7 protein-coding genes (1 of these 7 cut by a window edge) are annotated in these 18,988 nt (G+C 63.1%); all 7 read right to left on the bottom strand.

The annotated features are described in order from the left end of the window. Positions 1-31 precede the first annotated feature (31 nt). Positions 32-862 (bottom strand): siderophore-iron reductase FhuF, encoded by an 831-nt coding sequence (gene fhuF / locus AAEO81_RS12805; RefSeq protein WP_341963977.1) that lies wholly within the window; start codon positions 860-862, stop codon positions 32-34. 42 nt (positions 863-904) lie between these two features. After that, a complete protein-coding gene (locus AAEO81_RS12800; RefSeq protein WP_341963976.1) occupies positions 905-1,738 on the bottom strand; it encodes a formyltransferase family protein in 834 nt (277 codons plus the stop codon). 11 nt (positions 1,739-1,749) lie between these two features. Next, entirely contained in the window at positions 1,750-2,742 is a 993-nt protein-coding gene (locus tag AAEO81_RS12795) for a TauD/TfdA family dioxygenase (RefSeq protein WP_341963975.1), read from the bottom strand. A gap of 42 nt (positions 2,743-2,784) precedes the next feature. Further along, on the bottom strand, positions 2,785-2,985 hold the full coding sequence (locus AAEO81_RS12790; RefSeq protein WP_081569556.1) for an MbtH family NRPS accessory protein: 201 nt from the start codon (positions 2,983-2,985) through the stop codon (positions 2,785-2,787). A 1,199-nt stretch (positions 2,986-4,184) separates the two neighbouring features. Then, entirely contained in the window at positions 4,185-6,383 is a 2,199-nt protein-coding gene (locus tag AAEO81_RS12785; RefSeq protein WP_341963974.1) for a TonB-dependent siderophore receptor, read from the bottom strand. 167 nt (positions 6,384-6,550) lie between these two features. Beyond that, positions 6,551-7,960: an aspartate aminotransferase family protein gene (locus AAEO81_RS12780; RefSeq protein WP_341963973.1), complete on the bottom strand. Its 1,410-nt coding sequence runs from the start codon at positions 7,958-7,960 to the stop codon at positions 6,551-6,553. Next, a protein-coding gene (locus tag AAEO81_RS12775; protein WP_341963972.1) for a non-ribosomal peptide synthase/polyketide synthase crosses the window boundary here: on the bottom strand, positions 7,953-18,988 show its 3' portion. 5,134 nt of this gene lie beyond the right edge of the window; only the last 11,036 of its 16,170 coding nucleotides appear in the window; the start codon falls outside the window, past its right edge; it ends in the stop codon at positions 7,953-7,955. Before AAEO81_RS12775 ends, AAEO81_RS12780 begins: the two co-directional genes overlap by 8 nt.

The raw sequence follows: 18,988 nt of genomic DNA, 5'->3' as shown, positions 1-18,988 counted from the left end.
CTATCGGCCGGTGATCGTACAACTTGAAACATCAGGATGGCGGTTTGATGCCAGAATTGCCGCTTGATCGTGTAACACGCCCGGATGGCGGGGGGATTGGGCTATGTTTTTTTTTGAGTGCCGTGCCAGAAACCTGGCGTGGTTGGCGCTCGGCCAGCGGACAACTTCCACACACCTCCAACCCTGTTACCCGATAACGCAAGCAACAGACCCGGCGCTGGCGCCTCAATTCGGTTTGCCCTTCGACCTTGAAATAACGCACCGGCTGGTACAGCGGATTGCGTCGCCCATCGGGCAGGGTTTTAGCGTTCAGCACGTCATGCCCATGGCGCAAATCGGCGTGAGGCACCGCCCCCGCCAGCACGCCAACCACCCAATCAAAATAATTGCCCGCGTTGCTCCACAGCACATGGGGCGACAGGCGTATGCGACTCGTCACGCCCTCGATGAAGGGGCGCAGGTGATGCTCGATCAGGTCGTCGAAACGCTCAACTCCATCGGCAGGTTCAGGTGACCATCGCCGACCGGCATCGGGCAGTTTGAACCCCAGGGGCATGCCCTGCCCGTCCAGCATCAGCTGCAAGTCATCGAAGTCCAGCGGCAGCCGGTGGTCAAGAATCAGCGAGGACGCCACCACCGGCGGGATCAGTTTGACGCAGTAATGCTTGGTCCAGATCGACGCCAACCCACGGCGGTCACTGGCGGGGTATTGCTCGCCGAAACGGGTCAAGGTGTCGTCGAATGCACCCGACGTGAAGAAGGTGCGCAACGGCACGCCCGGGCGGGGATCGTCGTCGAGCACGAGCACATCGCGGTAGTGCGCGAAGTCGGCGATGAACAACGGCGCCAGCGCAGGGATCACTGCACGAATCCCCGGGCCGACGCCGTTTTTTCCAGCGAGAGGTTAATGAGGCTGACGCCGCGCCAACACCAACAACCCCTGTTCCAGCGCCGGGAACAGGCTGTTGTTGAAGTTGTTCCAGCGCAGTTCGAGGATGGTGTCGTCTGGCGCAATCGGTGTGTCGAGGACGTCAAAAATCACCTCCCCCGAATCGATGCCGTTGTCCACGTAATGGAACGAGGCGCCGGTCATGTCCACCACCGGAATGTCGATGGTTTCGCGGGTTTGCCAGTCAATGACTTTCTTGCCTTGCGCGCCGTACAGCGCGTCAAGGGTGGCGTAGGCGCCGCGACGTTCATAGGGCGATTCCAGACGGGTGATGCCCGGGTGGATATTGACGATGCGACGGTGGAAATCCGCGCCGGGACGTACCAGTTCGTCGAGGATCACCAGCAGCCCGTCGAGGACCACGACCTCGGCTTGCAACGCCTGCAAACGCTCGCCCAAGCGTCGCTCGAAATCCGATTTCCCCGCCAGACGCTGGCTGTCGCCCAACGGCAAGGCACGGTAGGTCGAGGGAACGTTTTCCAGCAAATCGTTGACCGGACGGCCCTGCACCTTGAGGTCTGCCGGGTAGAACCAATGCGCCCCCTGCCCCGGCGCGAAGCCGTAGTCCTTGATGTTCTCGCGGTCCCGCGCCGACTCGGGGTTGTCGTCGCAAATGATGCCTTCGAGCGAATAATGATCGCCCAGTGGCGTGTCGTTGAGCGCCTGCACCAGATACTCCAGCGGCGACTTCATGTAGCGTTGTTCGCCGTGGTAATCGACGTATTGACCGGCCTTGTCAGCCGCGCCATTGCGCAGCGACCAGACGTACACCAGTTTGGTTTTTTGCATGGGTTTCGAACTCATGGGGTGTTGAGCAGCGCGTCGCCATTGACGCCTTCGGCCATTGCCACGACCACCTTGCGTTCACCGCTGAAGGGCTTGCGCGAGTGGGCGGTGAGCATGTTGTCGAGCATCAGCACGTCGCCGGTGTGCCAGGGAAAGACCACTTCGCACTCACCGAGCACGCCGCGAATTTCCGCCAGCGCGTCGTCTTCCAGCGGGCTGCCGTCGCCGTAATAGACGTTGCGCGGCAGGCCTTCCTCGCCGACGGTGTCCAGCAGGATTTCCTGCATGTCGGGGTCGAGGTTGGAAAGGTGAAACAGGTGCGCCTGGTTGAACCAGACCCAGTCCTTCGTGCGCGGGTGTTGGGCGACGCCTTGCACGAGCTGTCGGGTGCGCAGGTCGCCGTATTCGTTCCAGTCGCACTGAATGCCGCGCTTGCGACAGTAGTCCTCAACCTCGTTGTGGCGCTCGGTGTTGAACACCTGTTGCCAGGTCAGGTCGAGGCCGTTGCCGTAGTTGCGCACGTACATCAGGCGTTTCTCTTCGAAGCGCTTGCGCAGGGCCGGATTGATCCGACGGAACACCTCGCGGCTGTCGGCAATTGGCGTCTCGCCTCCGCTGGCGGCGGCCTTCGCGCAGTAGAACCAGATGCGCATGGGCCACTCGTTGGTGTAAGCCTGTTCGTTGTGCAGCGGGATCGAGCGATGCGCCGGGTATTCGGTGGAGGTGTAGACCCCCTTGCCGTCGACCTGACTGCGGGGGGTGGAGCCGAATTCGTAGTTGAGCAGCGGATGGCCGAACGCGGCGGCGAAACGCTGGAAGCCGTCGACGCCTTCACTGTTGAACCCGCTGAACAGGATGGCGCCGTCGCGTTCAAGCAACCGGTCAACCACGCCGCGCAGGGATTCGAATTCGGAGGCCAGGGTCGCGCCGGTCTGGCCGGGATAGACCCGCAGCGGGAAGCCGGTTTCGACGTGGAGGGTGTGTGGCGTGAGCATGCTCATGTTCATGGGCAAGACGCTCCAGGGCAGCAGTTCAAAAAAGGGGGTGGATCAGGCCATGGCCTTGCGCAGGCTCAGGGGCCGCATGTCGGTCCAGGTGGTTTCGATGTAGTTGAGGCAGGTCTGTTTGTCGCCTTCGACGCCGACGCTTTTCCAGCCTTCGGGGATGGCTTTGTAGTCGGGCCAGATGGAGTACTGTTCTTCGTGGTTGATGACTACGCGGAATTGGGTGTTTTCGCCGTCAAAGCTCATGGGGTTGCCTCTTCGTGATGAGTGGCCGCGTGTGATGCGGGTTTATCTAGAAGACGAATGAGGGGGGCGGATGATTAGTGTTTTTTCTTGAAGCGGGTCAAAGGCGGTGCGTTGTTATGCATGTATATCCATTTGCGGTGGCGACACTGCTTCACCTTTCCGCCCCCCCGGCGGGTCACTTTCGAAAAGCCGGAGTGCCGGCCCAGACGAAAGTAACCAAAGCGCTCAGGCTCCTGGTTTGGCTTCGACTTCGTCGAAGTTCCCTCACTCCGGCGATGCTCCGTGGGCCCGCGCCGAACGGACATCCATGTCCTTGCGGCGCTCTCGCGGCATCCATGCCGCTCGACCCACTCCGCACCGCCTGCGTTCGGCCTGCACCCAAGTCGCGTTCGGCGGTGTCTGAACTATTGCGTATGAAGATCAAGATCAAGAGCGAGATCAAGAGCAAGAGCAAGAGCAAGAGCAAGAGCAAGAGCAAGAGCAAGAGCAAGAGCAAGAGCAAGAGCAAGAGCAGGAGCAGGAGCAGGAGCAGGAGCAGGAGCAGGAGCGAGTGCGAACTTCGCGCTTGAATCTGGACGCTGTTCCTGTGGGAGACGCCGGAGGTTACGACGGCAGCGAACGCGGTGTACCTGCATTGTTGAGAATTCAGGAGCGCTGCACAGCCCCTGTAGGAGCGAATTCATTCGCGAGAGGCAGGTGCAGGCAACACATCTCCGTCGCCTGGACCATTTTCGCGAATGAATTCGCTCCTACAGTTCAAAATCGCGTCCTGATGAAGCCTCGCTTAACGCAACACACTGCGAAGAGCGTTAGCTCCAGCAAGATCGCTTTTGATCTTCTCCCACGCCAGTTCAGACACCGCCGAACGCGACTTGGGCGCAGGCCGAACGCAGGCGATGCGGAGTGGGTCGAGCGGCATGGATGCCGCGAGAGCCGCGCTGGGCCATGGATGGCCCTTCGCGGCGGGCCCACGGAGCGTCGCCGAAGTGAGGGAACCCGAGGAACGAGGGCCCAGCCAGGAGCCTGAGCGCTTTGGTTACTTTCGTCTGGGCCGGCACTCCGGCTTTTCGAAAGTGACCCGCCGTAAGGGCGGAACCGATATCAGCCACACCCGATGAAACGGATATGAACGCAGTTCAAGAAACAAAAAAAGGGCAAGTCACGTCACCCGTGCCTGCCCTTCTCTTCAACCCCTGCCCTTACCAGCGGAACGCCACCGTACCCAACACGGTGCGCTCTTCGCCCCAATAGCAACGACCGGCGTTGTTACACCCGCTGACATACTCCTTGTCAAACAGGTTCTTCGCGTTCACATCCACCGACCAGTGCTTGTCGATGTCATACCCGACCAACGCATCCACCAGCGTCACATCGCCGGTCTTCAACTTGCCGTACAACGTCGGCGCGGTGTACGCGAAGGTGTTGTCGAAATACCGCACACCACCGCCCACACGGAATCCGCTCAGCGGACCGTCGAGGAAGCGATAGGTCGCCCAGCCCGACGCCTGGTTACGCGGAATACCGGTCAACTGGTGATCCTCGAACAACGACCCCGGCGCATCCTTGGTCACCCGTGCATCGGTGTAGGTGTACGACGCCGTCAGGCTCAGGTTCTGGGTGATGTCGCTGTTGGCTTCCAGCTCGATGCCCTTGGACTTGCTCTCGCCCACCTGCTGGCTGAAACCGTTGGACCCGGCCACGACGTCGTCGGTCTTGGTGAGTTCGAACACCGCTGCGCTGAACGTAGTGTTCCAGCCTTTCGGCTCGATTTTCACACCGGCTTCGTACTGATGGCTGAGGATCGGGTGCAGCAAATCACCATTCGGCTGCGACGACTGCTGCACCGGAGTGAAGGCCGTCGAATAGCTGACGTACGGCGAGATGCCGTTTTCGAACTGGTACATCAGGCCGGTCTGCCAGCTGAAACGGTGATCCCAGCCGTCCAGATCCGCCACACCGCTGGTGGTACCGGCGCGGTTGCGGTATTTGCTGTTCACGAAGTCCTGGCGACCGCCGAGCAGGAAGATCCAATTGTCGTACTTGCTCTGCAACTGACTGTACAAACCGTACATCTGCTGGTCGAGCTGCGAGTTCTGGATCGTCGCGAGCATACGCGGATTGCCCGCCGGGAACACCGGGTTGAAGGCGTTGAACGTACCGCCGTTGCCCGCCGCCCAATCCTGGTTGAACGAGGTGCGGTCGTAGCTCGCGCCCAGCAGCACGGTGTTGTCCAGCGCGCCGGAGGTGAAGTGGCCTTCGAACTGGTTGTCGACCGAGTAGGCGATGGATTTGTTGTCGCGGTCATACGCGGTGCTGGTCAACGTGCTGCCGAAGCCGCCGTTGTTCAGGTTGTTCGGCCAGGTCTCGTGGCGGTCGATGCGCGATTCCATGTAGCGCGAGTTCTGGCGGAACTGCCAGTTCTCGTTCAACTGGTGGCTGAACTCGTAGCCCAGGGTCCAGCTTTCACGCTCGAAATCGTCCCAGTTCGGGTTGCCGTTGAATTGGCTCTTGCCGATCTTGCCGTTGGGGTTGTTCAGCAGCGTGCCCGCCGCCGGGTAGCCCAGTTCCAGCTTGGTGCGGTCGCGCTGGTACGAGGACAGCAGGGTCAGCGCGGTGTCTTCGTCGAAGTTGAAGGTCATCGACGGCGCGATGTAAATGCGGTCGTCCGGCACGGAATCGACCTGGGTGTCGGCGTTGCGGCCGAGCATGACCACACGGCCCAGAATGCGGTTGTCGTCGGTCAGCGGGCCGGAGACGTCCAGGCTGAGTTGACGACGGTTGTTGCTGCCGTAGGTGAACTTGGCTTCGCCTTGCGCGACTTCGGTCGGGCGCTTGCTGACCAGGTTGACCAGACCGCCCGGCGCGTTTTCGCCGTAGAGGATCGAGCTCGGGCCCCGGAACACTTCGGTGCGCTCCAGACCATACGGTTCGGTGGTGGTGTCGTAGCGGTTGCCTTGCAGACGCAGGCCGTCCTTGAGCAGGCCGTAGCCGTAGTCGGTGGCGTTGTAGCCACGAATCGAGAACAGGTCACCGGCCAGGCCGTCGCCGACCGCGAACGGTGGCGCAAAAATACCCGGCACGTAGCCGAGGATGTCGGTCAGGGTTTGGGACGCCTGATCCTGCATGCGCTGACGTGTCACGACCGATACAGAACGCGGCGTTTCCGATAATGGCGTGCTGGTCTTGGTGCCCGCCGTGCTGTTTTTCGCCTGATAACCGACGTCGGTTTCAGCCACTGGGGCTTCACCTGAAACCACCGAATTCTGCAGTTGAATGGTGGAGCCTTTCGCCGGTTTCGCAGGGGCATCGTCGGCCCATGCCAGACCGTGGCACGCGACTGTTGCAACCAGCGCTGCCAAGGCTTTCACCTTGAATTGATTTTTGTTGTTGCTGACCATCCGAACTCCCCCTCCCTTGAAGAAACACGGGGCCTCTGGCCCCAAATTTTGACTGCATATGTCAAAAAAGCGTGAAAATGTAACAGAGAAACGTTCTCATTGCCATTGCTATTCATTATCAAATGCGAAGCGCAGTCCCTTGTCACTTCGCGGATACAGGGGTGGGTCTAACGGGTGTGGACGGCGGCCGAAACGGCGGCGCTGAAGATGTCGGCGATCTGGTCGATCTGCGTTGCGGTGACGATCAGCGGCGGCAGAAAACGGATGACGCTGGAGTGACGGCCGCCGACTTCGATGATCAGCCCCCGTTGCAGGCACTGGCGCTGAATCTTCGACGCCAATTCACCGCTGTGGGGGAAACGCCCGAGCACGTCCGGACGCCCTGCGGTATCGACCATTTCCACGCCGAGCATCAGGCCCATGCCGCGCACGTCGCCCATCTGCGGATAGTCTTTTTGCAGGGCACGCAGATGGCTGCTCAAGCGTTCGCCCATGGCCGCCGCGTGCTGGTCCAGTTGCTGTTCGCGCACGATGCGCAGGGTAGTGGAACCGGCGACCATGGCCAGCTGGTTGCCACGGAACGTTCCGGCGTGAGAGCCCGGTTTCCAGACATCCAGCGCCTTGTTGTAGACCACCACCGCCATCGGTTGACTGCCGCCGATGGCTTTGGACAGGACCAACACGTCCGGGACGATGCCGGCGTGCTGGAAGGCAAACGGCTTGCCGGTCCGCGCCACGCCGCACTGGATTTCGTCGAGGATCAGCGGCACCCCGGCGTCGTGGGTGATGCGGCGAATCTCGCGCAACCAGTGAGCAGACGTCGGCACCACCCCACCCTCCCCTTGCAGGGTTTCGAGGATCATCCCGGCCGGTGGCAGCACACCGCTTTCCGGGTCGGTCAGCTGGTTCTCGATGTAATGCAGGCCGATGCGTTCCCCCGCCTCACCGCCCACGCCGAACGGGCAGCGGTAGTCGTAGGGGAACGGCAAGAACTGCGCGTTCGAGGCCATGCCGTCCAGATACGCCTTCGGCCCCAGGTTGCCCATCAGGCCCAACGCGCCCTGGGTCATGCCGTGGTAAGCGCCGTGGAAGGCCATCAGGTTGCTGCGCCCGGTGGCGGTGCGCACCAGTTTCAGCGCCGCCTCGACCGCGTCGGTGCCTGCCGGGCCGCAGAATTGAATGCGCGCGTCCTTGGCGAATTCGGGTGGCAGCAAGGCGTACAGCTCGCGGATGAATTCATCCTTGGCCTCGGTCATCAGGTCGAGGGTATGCAGCGGGCGCTGACCGTCGAGCAAGTTGCGCATCGACTGCACCACCTCGGGGTGGTTGTGGCCCAATGCGAGGGTGCCCGCACCGGCGAGGCAATCGATGAACCAGCGCCCTTCGCTGTCCTGCACGTGAATGCCCTGGGCGCGCTTGAGCTCCAGCGGAATGCGGCGCGGGTAGCTGCGGGCGTTGGATTCCACGGCCGCCTGCCGCTCCAGTCGCGGCGTGGGCGCGAACCGATAATCGGCGTTAATCAGTGCCGCCTCGGGGCTCAGCTCGCCAATGGACGTCACGTTGTGTGGGCTATGCATATTCCTGCTCCTGGAAATCGTGGGACTGAGGGCGCTCGTTGACCTGCGCGAGGGACTCGGCCAATTGGGTAATGAACGACTGATCACGGACAATCGAGAGGTGGTCGGCATCGATCCAGGCCGAAACCTGCATGCGTCCACCCATGCCCTGCTCCAGAAGAGCCGGTGCGTTTTCGTTGTTTTCCGGAGACCGCTCGGCCCACCAGGCGTACACCGGCACGCGGAGGGCGGGGATGTCCCGGCATTGGTTGGCCAACTGGCGCATGTGCCGCTCGACGCCGAGCAACTGCTGCCAGTGTTCGTCGCCTTCGGCCTCGCCGTCAGTCAGGGACTGAGGCGCCGTTTCAGGGAGCGGTGGACGCGGCTGCCCGGCGCCCGGCACGTAGCCGTCGATCAGGCCGACGAATTCCACGCGCTTGCCCAGACGGGTCAGCAGACGGGCCATTTCCAGCACCATCGTGCCGCCCATGGACCAGCCGATCAGGCGATACGTCCCGGAGGGCTGCTGCTCCAGCAACGCCTTGACGTAGTCGCGGGCCATTTGTTCGATGGCCGTGTCGCGCCACTGGCCGTCCAGCACCTGACGGTTCTGAATCCCCCACACGTCCCACTGCGCCGAAAGACGCCGCGCCAGCGCGTAATAACCCACCACCGTGCCGCTGACCGGGTGCACGCAGAACACGGCGGGCTTGTCGCTGGCGCCGCTGCTCAGGCGGATCAGCGGGTTCGGCGTGCCAGAGTTGCTCGTCGCCTGGGCCTGAGCGACTGGCGAGGCCTCTTTGATCGGCAGGCCCTCCAGCAACTCCACCAGCGCGGCGCGATAGGCCGCTTGCAGCCGCTCGATGGTCTGACGCTCATAACGCTGACTGCTGAAGCGGAAGGTCAGCCCCAACTGCCCGGCGAAGACCTGACCGTTGATTTCCAGCTCGCGGTTGAGCGGCGTCGCCGGGTCGATCAGGTCACCAGCAGGCACCTTCGACGGCGCGAAACGGCCATCCCCCAGGTCCTGATCGAACTGGCCGAGGTAGTTGAACACCACCTTCGGCTCCGGCAACGCGGCCAGTCGTTGACGCACGGGCTCGCTGCCCAGGTAACGCAGCAGACCGAAACCGACGCCTTTGTCCGGCAGCCCTCGCACAACGGCGCGCACCTGTTCGACGGTCTGCCGAATGTCACTCGCGGCTTCGACCCGCACCGGGAACAGGCTGGTGAACCAACCCACGGTGCGGCCGACGTCCAGGCCTTCGCTGAGCGCTTCACGGCCATGGCCTTCCAGCGCGATGAGGTGCTCGTGTTGACCGGTCCAGCCGCCAAGGGCCTGAGCCAATGCGGCCAGCAGGATTTCATCCACCCGCGCCTCCAGCGCCGCTGGGGCGTTGCGCAGCAGGCGACGGGTCAGCTCGGCGTCCAATAGCAGTTCGGTCTGTTCAAGGTCTTGCTGGGTGGCGCGACCTTCAGCATGGTCCACCGGCCAGGCGCTCTCGCCCTGCTCTGTTTGCGCGGCCCACGACGCGGCTTCGGCCTGGCGTTCAGGGGCCTGCGCCGCCTGCACCAGATGCTGCGCCCAGCGCTGATAGCTGCTGGATTTCGGACCGAGATTGACGGCGGTGTCCGACGCCAGCTGCGCGTAGGCCCGGGACAGGTCTTCCAGCAGCACACGCCAGGACACGCCATCGACCACCAGGTGATGGGCCACCAGCAACAGGCGTTGTCGTTGACCTGTTTGCGCCAGTACCAGTCGCAACAGCGGTCCGTTTTCCAGATCGAGGCTGCGTTGCGCCTCCTGACACAACGCCGTCAATGCAGCGTCATCGGCCACGTCGCGCACCCACAGGCTGTCGCTGGCCGGGGTCTGGCGATACGCCTGTTGCCAGGTTCCGTCGTCGCGCCGCGTGAAGCGCAGGTTCAGCCCGTCATGGTGGCGCAGCACGGCCTCCAACGCACGATCCAGCACCGACGCCTCCACCGGGCGCTGAACCTCCAGCAGCAGCGCCTGATTGAAGTGCCCGCGATTGGCCATCGGCTGTTCAAAGAAATGCGCCTGAATCGGCGTCAACGGCAGTTCACCGATTGGCGTTTCATCGACGATCACTTCAGCGCTGACTTCAACCGCTGTCAGGCGCAGGGCCAGGTCTTTCAGCCGTGGGTGGCTGAACACGTCCTTGGGCACCAGTTTCAGGCCGAGCCGACGCAAGCGGGTGATCACCGCCAGCGACTGAATAGAATCGCCGCCCAACTCGAAGAAACTGTCCTGACGGCTGACGGTGTCGATGCGCAGCAGCTGCTGCCAGACCTGCGCCAATTGCGTTTCGCGCTCGCCTTGAGGCGCTTCGAAGGCGTGGCTGCTGATCTGCGGATTCGGCAGCGCGTTGCGGTCGAGCTTGCCGTTGGGCAGCTGCGGCAGACGTTCCATGATCACGATGTGAGCGGGCACCATGTATTCCGGCAGCGTGCGGCCCAGTTGCTGCTTGAGGCTGTCTTCGCTGAGGTCGTTGCCGAGCACATCGCCGCCGACATAGCCCAAAAGCTGTTTGCCACTCGCGCCATCGCGCACGATGACCAGCGCCTCACGCACACCCTCGCAGCCCTTCAACGCGGCTTCGATTTCACCGGCTTCGATGCGGAAACCGCGAATCTTGATCTGGTGATCGATGCGGCCCAGATACTCCAGCAGGCCTTCGCTGTTCAGACGCACGCGGTCGCCGCTGCGGTAGATGCGTTCACCGGCGCGGAACGGGTGCGGCAGGAAGCGTTCAGCGGTGGCGCCCGGACGGTCCAGATAGCCCCGCGCCACGGCGCCGCCGAGATACAGCTCGCCCGCAATGCCTTGAGGCAGCGGGTTCAAATCTGCGTCCATCACGTAACCCTGACGGTCACCGACCAAGTCGCCGATTGGCGCGTAGGCCGTGGTGAAATCGGCAGCCTCCGAAGAGGCCAGCCAAAGCGTCGGCGTGACCACCGTTTCGGTCGGGCCATAGCCGTTGATGATCCACAGCGGCTGGAGGTTACGAATCACGTCATGGAGCATTTCGCGACTGAACGCTTCACCGGCGAAGCAGTAGGTTTTCACCCCCGGTCCTTTGCCTTGCAGCCCGGCCCAATCCGACAGCTGACGCAGGTAGCTGGGCGGGAACGAGGCCACGGTGATGCCTTCTCGGATCAGCGTGTCGTAGGTCTGCTCCACACTCCACAACTCCTGGTCGCGCAGGACAACACGAGCGCCGTAACACATCGGCATCATCCAGCCTTCATGAGCGCCGTCGAAGCTGATCGACAGAAAGTGGAATTTCCGGTCTTCGGCGGTGAAGCGGTAGCGCTCGCCGATGGTCTGGATGTGCATGGAAATGTCGGCGTGGGCGATGGCCGCGCCCTTCGGTTTGCCGGTTGAGCCTGAGGTGTAAATCAGGTACGCCAATTGCTGCGGATGAATCGTGACGTCTGGCGCCGTTTCTGGCTCAGCCGAAACATCGAGCTGATCCAGATTGAGCAACGGCACGTCGCCCACCGGCACGCGGTCCAGCGCCGCATCGTGGGAGATCAGCAGTTTCACGCCACCGTCTTCGAGCATGTAACGCAGCCGTTCGGTCGGGTAATCCGGGTCGAGCGGAATGTACGCTCCACCCGCCTTCAGCACCGCCATGAACGACACCCACAAATCGACCCCACGCTCCATGGCAATTGCCAACCGCACTTCGGTGCCAATGCCTCGCGCACGCAGGGCGTGTGCGAGCTGGTTGGCTCGGCGGTCGAATTCAGCAAAGGTCAGGCGTTGTTCGCCGTGGACCAGCGCGATGCTGTCAGGACGCAAGCGGGCGTGATCGGAAATCAGCTCATGAATCGGGCGATCCACGTATGGCGAGAACGGCGGCGTGTTCCATTGATCCAGCGCCGCGAGGTCGGCTTCGCTCAGCAACGGCAGATCGCCGATGGCGGTGCCCGGCGCGGCGCAGACGGCGTTCAGCACGGTCAGCAGTTGGTCGTAAAGACGCGCCACGGTGGAGGCGTCGAACAGGTCGGTGGCGTAGTCGAGATAGCCGCTGATGAGGCCGTCCTGATGTTCAAAGGTGCCGAGCACCAGGTCGAACTGCGCACCTTTGATGTCCCACTGTTGCGCTTCAATGCTCAGGCCATCGAATTGCAGGCGCGACAGGTCCGGCTGTTGCTGGTGGTTGTAGCTCACCTGAAACAGCGGGTTGACGCTCAGGCTGCGCGCCGGTTGCAGCGCTTCCACCAGTTGCTCGAACGGCAGGTCCTGATGGGCATGGGCGCCCAACAAGTTGTCTTTCACTTGGGCAAGCAGTTCCGTGAACGGCTGATCGCCGCTGACCTGCGCTCGCAGCACCAGGGTGTTGACGAAGAAGCCGATCAGGCCTTGGGTTTGCAGGTCAGCACGCCCCGCCACCGGCACGCCGATGCGCAGGTCGCGCTGGCCGCTGAGGCGATACAACAACGTGTCGAACGAGGCCAGGAACAGCATGAACAGCGTGGCGTCCTGCGCCTTGGCCGTGCGCCGCAGCCGGTCGGCCAGGTCTTGCGGCAAGACGAAGGCGTGGCGCCCACCCTTGCCGTCGCGTTCGACAGGGCGGGAACGGTCAGACGGCAATTCCAGCACCGGCTGCTCGTCGCCCAACGCCTCGCGCCACCAGTTCAATTGCCGCTCACGCTCACGACCGCTCAGGCAGTCCCGCTGCCAGGCGGCGTAGTCGGCGTATTGAATCGTCAGGCTCGGCAATTGCGCCTCGACGCCTTCGGAGAACGCGCGGTACAGCTGCGCGAAGTCGTCGAGCATGACCTGGACCGACCAGCCATCGGAGATGATGTGGTGCATGCACAGCATAAGGCGCCATTGATCGTCGGCCACCCGCGCCAGCCCTACACGCCAGGGCGCGACATCGGCGTCGAGATTGAACGGTTGGTTCATGAAGGCCTGGGCCAGCTCGGCGAAATCGGCCTCCGGTTGCACGCTGTCCCGCAGGTCATGGCGGGCGATCTGCACGGGACCGACCGGCAGAATGCGCTGCAGCGGCACGCCCTGCTCACCCGGCACGAAGCAGGTGCGCAGGCTTTCGTGACGGGCCGCCAGCCCATTGAAGCTGCGTTGCAAGGCGTCGACCTTCAGCGTGCCGCTCAGATTGAGCACGCACGGCAGGTTGTACGCGGCGCTCTCCGGCTCCAGTTGCGCGAGGAACCACAGCCGCTGTTGCGCGAACGACTGCGGCGCGAACTCACGCTCGACCCGGGGCAACAACGCGGGCATGGCCGCTTGCTCGGCGCGGGTGTTGAGGAACTGCGCGAGATCGGCCAGCACCGGCGACTCGAACAGCGCCCGCAACGGCAGCTCCAGCTTAAGGTCGCGCCGGATCTGCGCCACCAACTGGATGGCCAGCAATGAATGCCCGCCGAGTTCAAAGAAATTGTCTTGGCGACCGATGCGCGGGATGCCGAGGAGGTCTTGCCACAGCGCCGCCAGTTCGGTTTCGACGCCGTCCAGCGGGGCTTCGAAGGTTCGTTGTTGCCGTTGCGGTTCGGGCAGGGCCTTGCGGTCGAGCTTGCCGTTGGCGGACAGCGGGAATTTTTCCAGCGTGACCAGATGGGCCGGGACCATGTAGTCCGGCAGGCGTTGTTTCAGCTGGGTGCGCAGCTGTTCTTCGTCGAACACGTCTGCTACGAGATAGCCCACAAGCTGCGTGCCGGTGGCAAGTTGACGGGCGACGACGACGGCTTCGCTGATCGCCGGATGGTCCAGCAACGCCGCTTCGATCTCGCCGATTTCCACCCGCAGGCCGCGCAGTTTGATCTGGTGGTCGAGACGGCCGAGGTATTCAACCGTGCCGTCCGCTCGCCAGCGCGCCAGGTCGCCGGTGCGGTACAGCCGCTCGCCGTTGCCGAACGGGCTGGCGACGAAGCGTTCGGCGGTGAGGCCGGGACGTTGGTGATAACCCCGAGCCAGGCCAGCGCCGCCGATGTACAGCTCGCCCGGCACGCCGATGGGTTGCGGATTCAGGCGGCTGTCGAGGATGTGAATGTGCAGGTTGGCAATCGGACGGCCAATCGGCACCGAAGCGCCCGGCTCGTTCACGCAAGTCCAGTGCGTCACGTCGATGGCCGCTTCGGTCGGGCCATAGAGGTTGAACAGCCCCGCATTCGGCAGACGTTGCAGGGTTTCCCGCGCCAGATCGGCAGGCAGGGCTTCGCCGGAACAGACGATGCGTTTCAGTGATTTGCAGCCAGACAGGTCGTCTTGGGCCATGAACGCAGCGAGCATCGACGGGACGAAGTGCAGCGTGGTGATCGTGTGTTTTCCGATCAAAGCCGTGAGCAAGGCAGGATCACGATGATCGCCCGGTTGCGCCATGACCAGCCGCGCACCGACCATCAGCGGCCAGAAGAACTCCCACACCGAGACGTCAAAGCTGAATGGCGTTTTTTGCAACACGGCGTCGGAGGCGTCCAAGCCGTATGCGTCCTGCATCCACGCCAGACGATTGAACAGCGCGGCATGGGTGTTGCCCGCGCCCTTCGGCTTTCCGGTCGAGCCGGAGGTGTAAATCATGTACGCCAGCTGCTCGGAGTGAATCTCCACTACCGGCGCAGTGATCGGCTGTTGAGTCACATCAAGCTGATCCAGATTCAGCACCTGCAAACCGTCAACAACCGGCAGGTCATCAATCACAAGATCATGGCTCAGCAACAAGCCAATCCCGGCGTCTTCCAGCATGTAACGCAAACGATCCACCGGGTACTCAGGGTCCAGCGGCACATACGCAGCGCCCGCCTTCACCACCGCGTACAACGCGACCACCATTTCCACCGAGCGCAACGCTGCCACGCCCACCAGCGATTCCCGCCCTACGCCCTGCCCGCGCAGGTAATGGGCAAGCTGGTTGGCGCGCTGATCTAGCTGTGCGTAGGTCAACACCTGGTCCCCACACCGCAACGCTTCACGTTCAGGGTGCAACTGCGCCAAACGCTCGAATTCACGATGCACAACCCACGATTCGTCAGCCCAATCCCGCGCCGTGTCATTGGCCTGAATCAGCTGCGTACGGTCATGCGCATCCAGCAATCCAAAGTCGCCAATCGCCGCCTCAGGCCGCTCCAGCAACCCCTCAAACAGCTGCACAAAACGCTGATGCAAACGCTCGACGCTGCCGTGATCAAACAGGTCCGTTGCGTAATTCCACGACCCACCCAACGAACCGTCCACGTCCTCCCAGGTGTTCAGCGCCAGGTCGAACTGGCTGCTGCCATCGTCCAGCGGCAGCACCTCGGCGGACAGCCCCGGCAGGCCGGCGAGCAGTTCGAAGTCCCGTTGCTGATGGTCGTACGCGACCTGGAACAGCGGGTTGTGGCTCAGGCTGCGGTCCGGTTGCAGCGCTTCCACCAGTTGCTCGAACGGCAGGTCCTGATGGGCCTGGGCGTCGAGGGTCGTCGCCTTGGCCTGCGCCAGCACGTCGTGGAACGTCAGTTCGGCAGACACTTCGGCACGCAGCACCTGGGTGCTGACGAAGAAGCCGATCATCCCTTCCACCTCCAGCCGCGAACGCCCGGCAATCGGTACGCCGATGCGCAGGTCGTTCTGCCCGCTCAGACGGTGCAACAGCACTTGATAGGCCGACAGAATCGCCATGAACGGCGTGACGCCCTCAGCCTTGGCGAACGTGCGCAGTCGCTGGCTGAACGCGGCATCGAAGCCGAACAGCAGGCGATCACCCTGATAACTTTGCTGCGCCGGACGCGGCCGGTCGGTGGGCAATTCCAGCACCGGGTGCTCGTCACCCAGCTGCTGTGTCCAGTACGCCAGTTGGCGCTCGCCCTCACCCGCTGCCAGCCACTCGCGTTGCCAGACCGCAAAGTCGGCGTATTGCACGGGCAACGGCGCCAGATCTGGCGAACGGTTTTCCAGCGCAGCACGGTACAGCTCGCTGAATTCCTGCAACAGCACGCGAACCGACCAACCGTCAGAGATCATGTGGTGCAGGCACAGCAGCAGACGCTGTTCATCCGCGGCGACCCGCACCAGCGCCAGACGCCAGACCGGGCTGTGCGAAAGGTCAAAGGGGCGTTTGACGAAGGTCTGCGCCAGTTTGTTGAATGCGGTTTCGACATCGGCCTCGTGGCGGATGTCCAGACGTTCGATCTGCACCGCACTCGCCGGTTCGATCTGCTGCAGCGGCACGCCGTCGCCCGCGACGAACCGGGTGCGCAGCACTTCATGACGTGCCGCCAGCCCATCGAACGCCGACTGCAATGCGTCCTCGTTCAGGTCGCCACGCAGGCGCACGGCCCCCGGCAGGTTGTAGGCGTGGCCGCCCGGTTGCAGTTGGTCGAGGAACCACAGCCGCTGTTGCGAGAAGGACTGCACGGCACGGGTCGCATGACGCGAGGTCAGCGCCAATTGCGTGTCCGGCTGTTCCCGTTGCGCGATGCGCAGGGCGAAATCCGCCAGACGCGGCGCGTCGAACAACGCCCGCAGCGGCACACTCAGGTCGTGTTCATGACGCAGGCGCGAAATCAGCTGCATCGCCAGCAGTGAGTGGCCACCGAGTTCGAAGAAGTGATCGTTGCGACCGACGGCTTCGAGGCCCAGCAGCGATTGCCAGGACGCGGCGAGCTGCTGTTCCAGCGGGCCCTGCGGCGCCTGATAGTCGCTGGAACTGACCTGCGGGTCCGGCAGCGCGTTGCGGTCGAGCTTGCCGTTGGGCAGTTGCGGCAGGCGCGCCATGACGATGATGTGCGCCGGAATCATGTACTCAGGCAGGGTCACCTTGAGTTGCTGCTTGATCCGCTCGTCGTTCAGGTCGTTGCCGGCCACATCACCGCCAACATAGCCGAGCAGCTGTTTGCCGCTTGCCCCATCGCGGACGATGACCAGCGCCTCACGCACACCCTCGCAGCCCTTCAACGCGGCTTCGATTTCACCGGCTTCGATGCGGAAACCGCGAATCTTGATCTGGTGATCGATGCGGCCCAGGTACTCCAGCAGGCCTTCGCTGTTCAGACGCACGCGGTCGCCGCTGCGGTAAATGCGTTCACCGGCGCGGAACGGGTGCGGCAGAAAGCGTTCAGCCGTGGCACCCGGACGGTCCAGATACCCCCGTGCGACAGCGCCGCCCAGATACAGCTCACCGGCGATGCCTTGGGGCAGCGGGTTCAAATCCGCGTCCATCACGTAACCCTGACGGTCACCGACCAAGTCGCCGATTGGCGCATAGGCCGTGGTGAAATCGGCGGTCTCTGAAGACGCCAGCCACAACGTCGGCGTAACCACGGTTTCCGTCGGGCCGTAGCCGTTGATGATCCACAGCGGCTGCAAATTGCGAATCACGTCGTGGAGCATTTCACGGCTGAACGCCTCACCGGCGAAGCAGTAGGTTTTCACGCCCGGCCCCTTGCCCTGCAAACCGGCCCAGTCGGAGAGTTGACGCAGATAACTCGGCGGGAACGAGGCCACGGTGATGCCTTCGCGAATCAGCGTGTCGTAGGTCTGTTCGACGCTCCACAGTTCCTGATCGCGCAACACGACCCGAGCCCCGTAACACATCGGCATCATCCAGCCTTCGTGGGCGCCGTCAAAGCTGATCGACAGGAAGTGGAATTTGCGGTCCTCGGCGGTGAAGCGGTAACGCTCACCAATGGTCTGGATGTGCATCGAAATGTCGGCGTGGGCGATGGCTGCGCCTTTCGGTTTGCCGGTCGAGCCTGAGGTGTAAATCAGGTACGCCAATTGTTGCGGGTGAATCGTGATGTTTGGCGCCGTTTCTGGCTCAGCCGAAACATCGAGTTGATCCAGATTGAGCAACGGTACGTCGCCCACCGGCACGCGATTGAGTGCCGCATCGTGGGAGATCAGCAGCTTCACGCCGCCGTCTTCCAGCATGTAGCGCAGGCGTTCGGTCGGGTAATCCGGGTCCAGCGGGATGTACGCGCCGCCTGCCTTCAGCACCGCCATGAATGACACCCACAAATCGACTCCACGTTCCATGGCAATTGCCACCCGCACTTCGGTGCCGATGCCGCGAGCGCGCAGGGCGTGGGCCAGCTGATTGGCGCGGCGGTCGAATTCAGCAAAGGTCAGGCGCTGCTCGCCGTGGACCAGCGCGATGCTGTCAGGACGCAAGCGGGCGTGGTCGGCGATCAGCTCATGAATCGGGCGATCCACATACGGCGAGAACGGCGGCGTGTTCCAGGCGTGCATTTCGCTGACATCGCGCTCGGTGAGCATCGACAGGTCGCCGATGCGCGCCTCGGGGAAGCGACAGATGCCGTCCAGCAGCGCCTGGAAGTGGCCGCACAGGCGGTCGATCTGTTCGGCGCTGAACACGTTGCTGTGGTAGTTGACGTGAATGTGCGCACGCTCGCCCGCCACCACCGCGAGGCTCAGCGGGTAGTGGGTTTTGTCGCTGAGTTCGACGGTCCCAATGTTCACGCCGCCTGCCTGCTTGCCGCGCAGCACGGCGTCCACCGGGTAGTTCTCGAACACCACCAGGCTGTCGAACAGGTCGCGCCCGGCATGCCCGGCGAAGCGCTGGGCCTCGAACAGCGGCGTGTGTTCGTGTTCGCGCAGCTCAAGGTTGTGCGCTTGCAGGTCGTTGAGCCAGTCGCCAACCTTCTGCTGTGCCTCCGGCGCCTGCACCAGCGGCAGGGTGTTGATGAACAGACCCAGCATGCGCTCGATACCCGGGACCTGGGCCGAACGCCCTGATACGGTGGCGCCGAAGGCCACGCGCTTCTGCCCGGTGTAGCGCTGCAACAGCAGCACCCAAACCGCTTGAATCAGGGTGTTGGCGGTGACGCGCTGACGGCGTGCGGCGCTGTTGAGCAGCTCGCTGTTCAGGTCCATCGACGTGACCCGCACCTGGGTCGGCAGCGGTTCCCCGTTGGCCGACGTCGGCGCGGTCAGGGCCGTCGCCATCAGGGTCGGTTGTTCGAAACCAGTCAGATGGGTCTGCCAGAATTGCGCGCTACGCTCGGCGTCGCGGCTCAGCAGCCACTCGACGTAATCGCCGTAATGCCCGGCCGGCAGGG

Origin of the sequence: Pseudomonas sp. RC10, from assembly GCF_038397775.1 — a bacterium.
Classification (GTDB): Bacteria; Pseudomonadota; Gammaproteobacteria; order Pseudomonadales; family Pseudomonadaceae; genus Aquipseudomonas; species Aquipseudomonas bambusae.
Note: the sequence above shows the minus strand (reverse complement) of the source record. Positions and strands in the feature narration are given on the sequence as shown.

What these genes read in the sequence shown, in the direction of transcription:
- AAEO81_RS12790 (WP_081569556.1), bottom strand. Translation starts at nt 2,985, where the DNA reads ATGAGCTTTGACGGCGAAAACACCCAATTCCGCGTAGTCATCAACCAC.
- AAEO81_RS12780 (WP_341963973.1), bottom strand. Translation starts at nt 7,960, where the DNA reads ATGCATAGCCCACACAACGTGACGTCCATTGGCGAGCTGAGCCCCGAG.
- AAEO81_RS12795 (WP_341963975.1), bottom strand. Translation starts at nt 2,742, where the DNA reads ATGAACATGAGCATGCTCACGCCACACACCCTCCACGTCGAAACCGGC.
- AAEO81_RS12785 (WP_341963974.1), bottom strand. Translation starts at nt 6,383, where the DNA reads ATGGTCAGCAACAACAAAAATCAATTCAAGGTGAAAGCCTTGGCAGCG.
- AAEO81_RS12800 (WP_341963976.1), bottom strand. Translation starts at nt 1,738, where the DNA reads ATGCAAAAAACCAAACTGGTGTACGTCTGGTCGCTGCGCAATGGCGCG.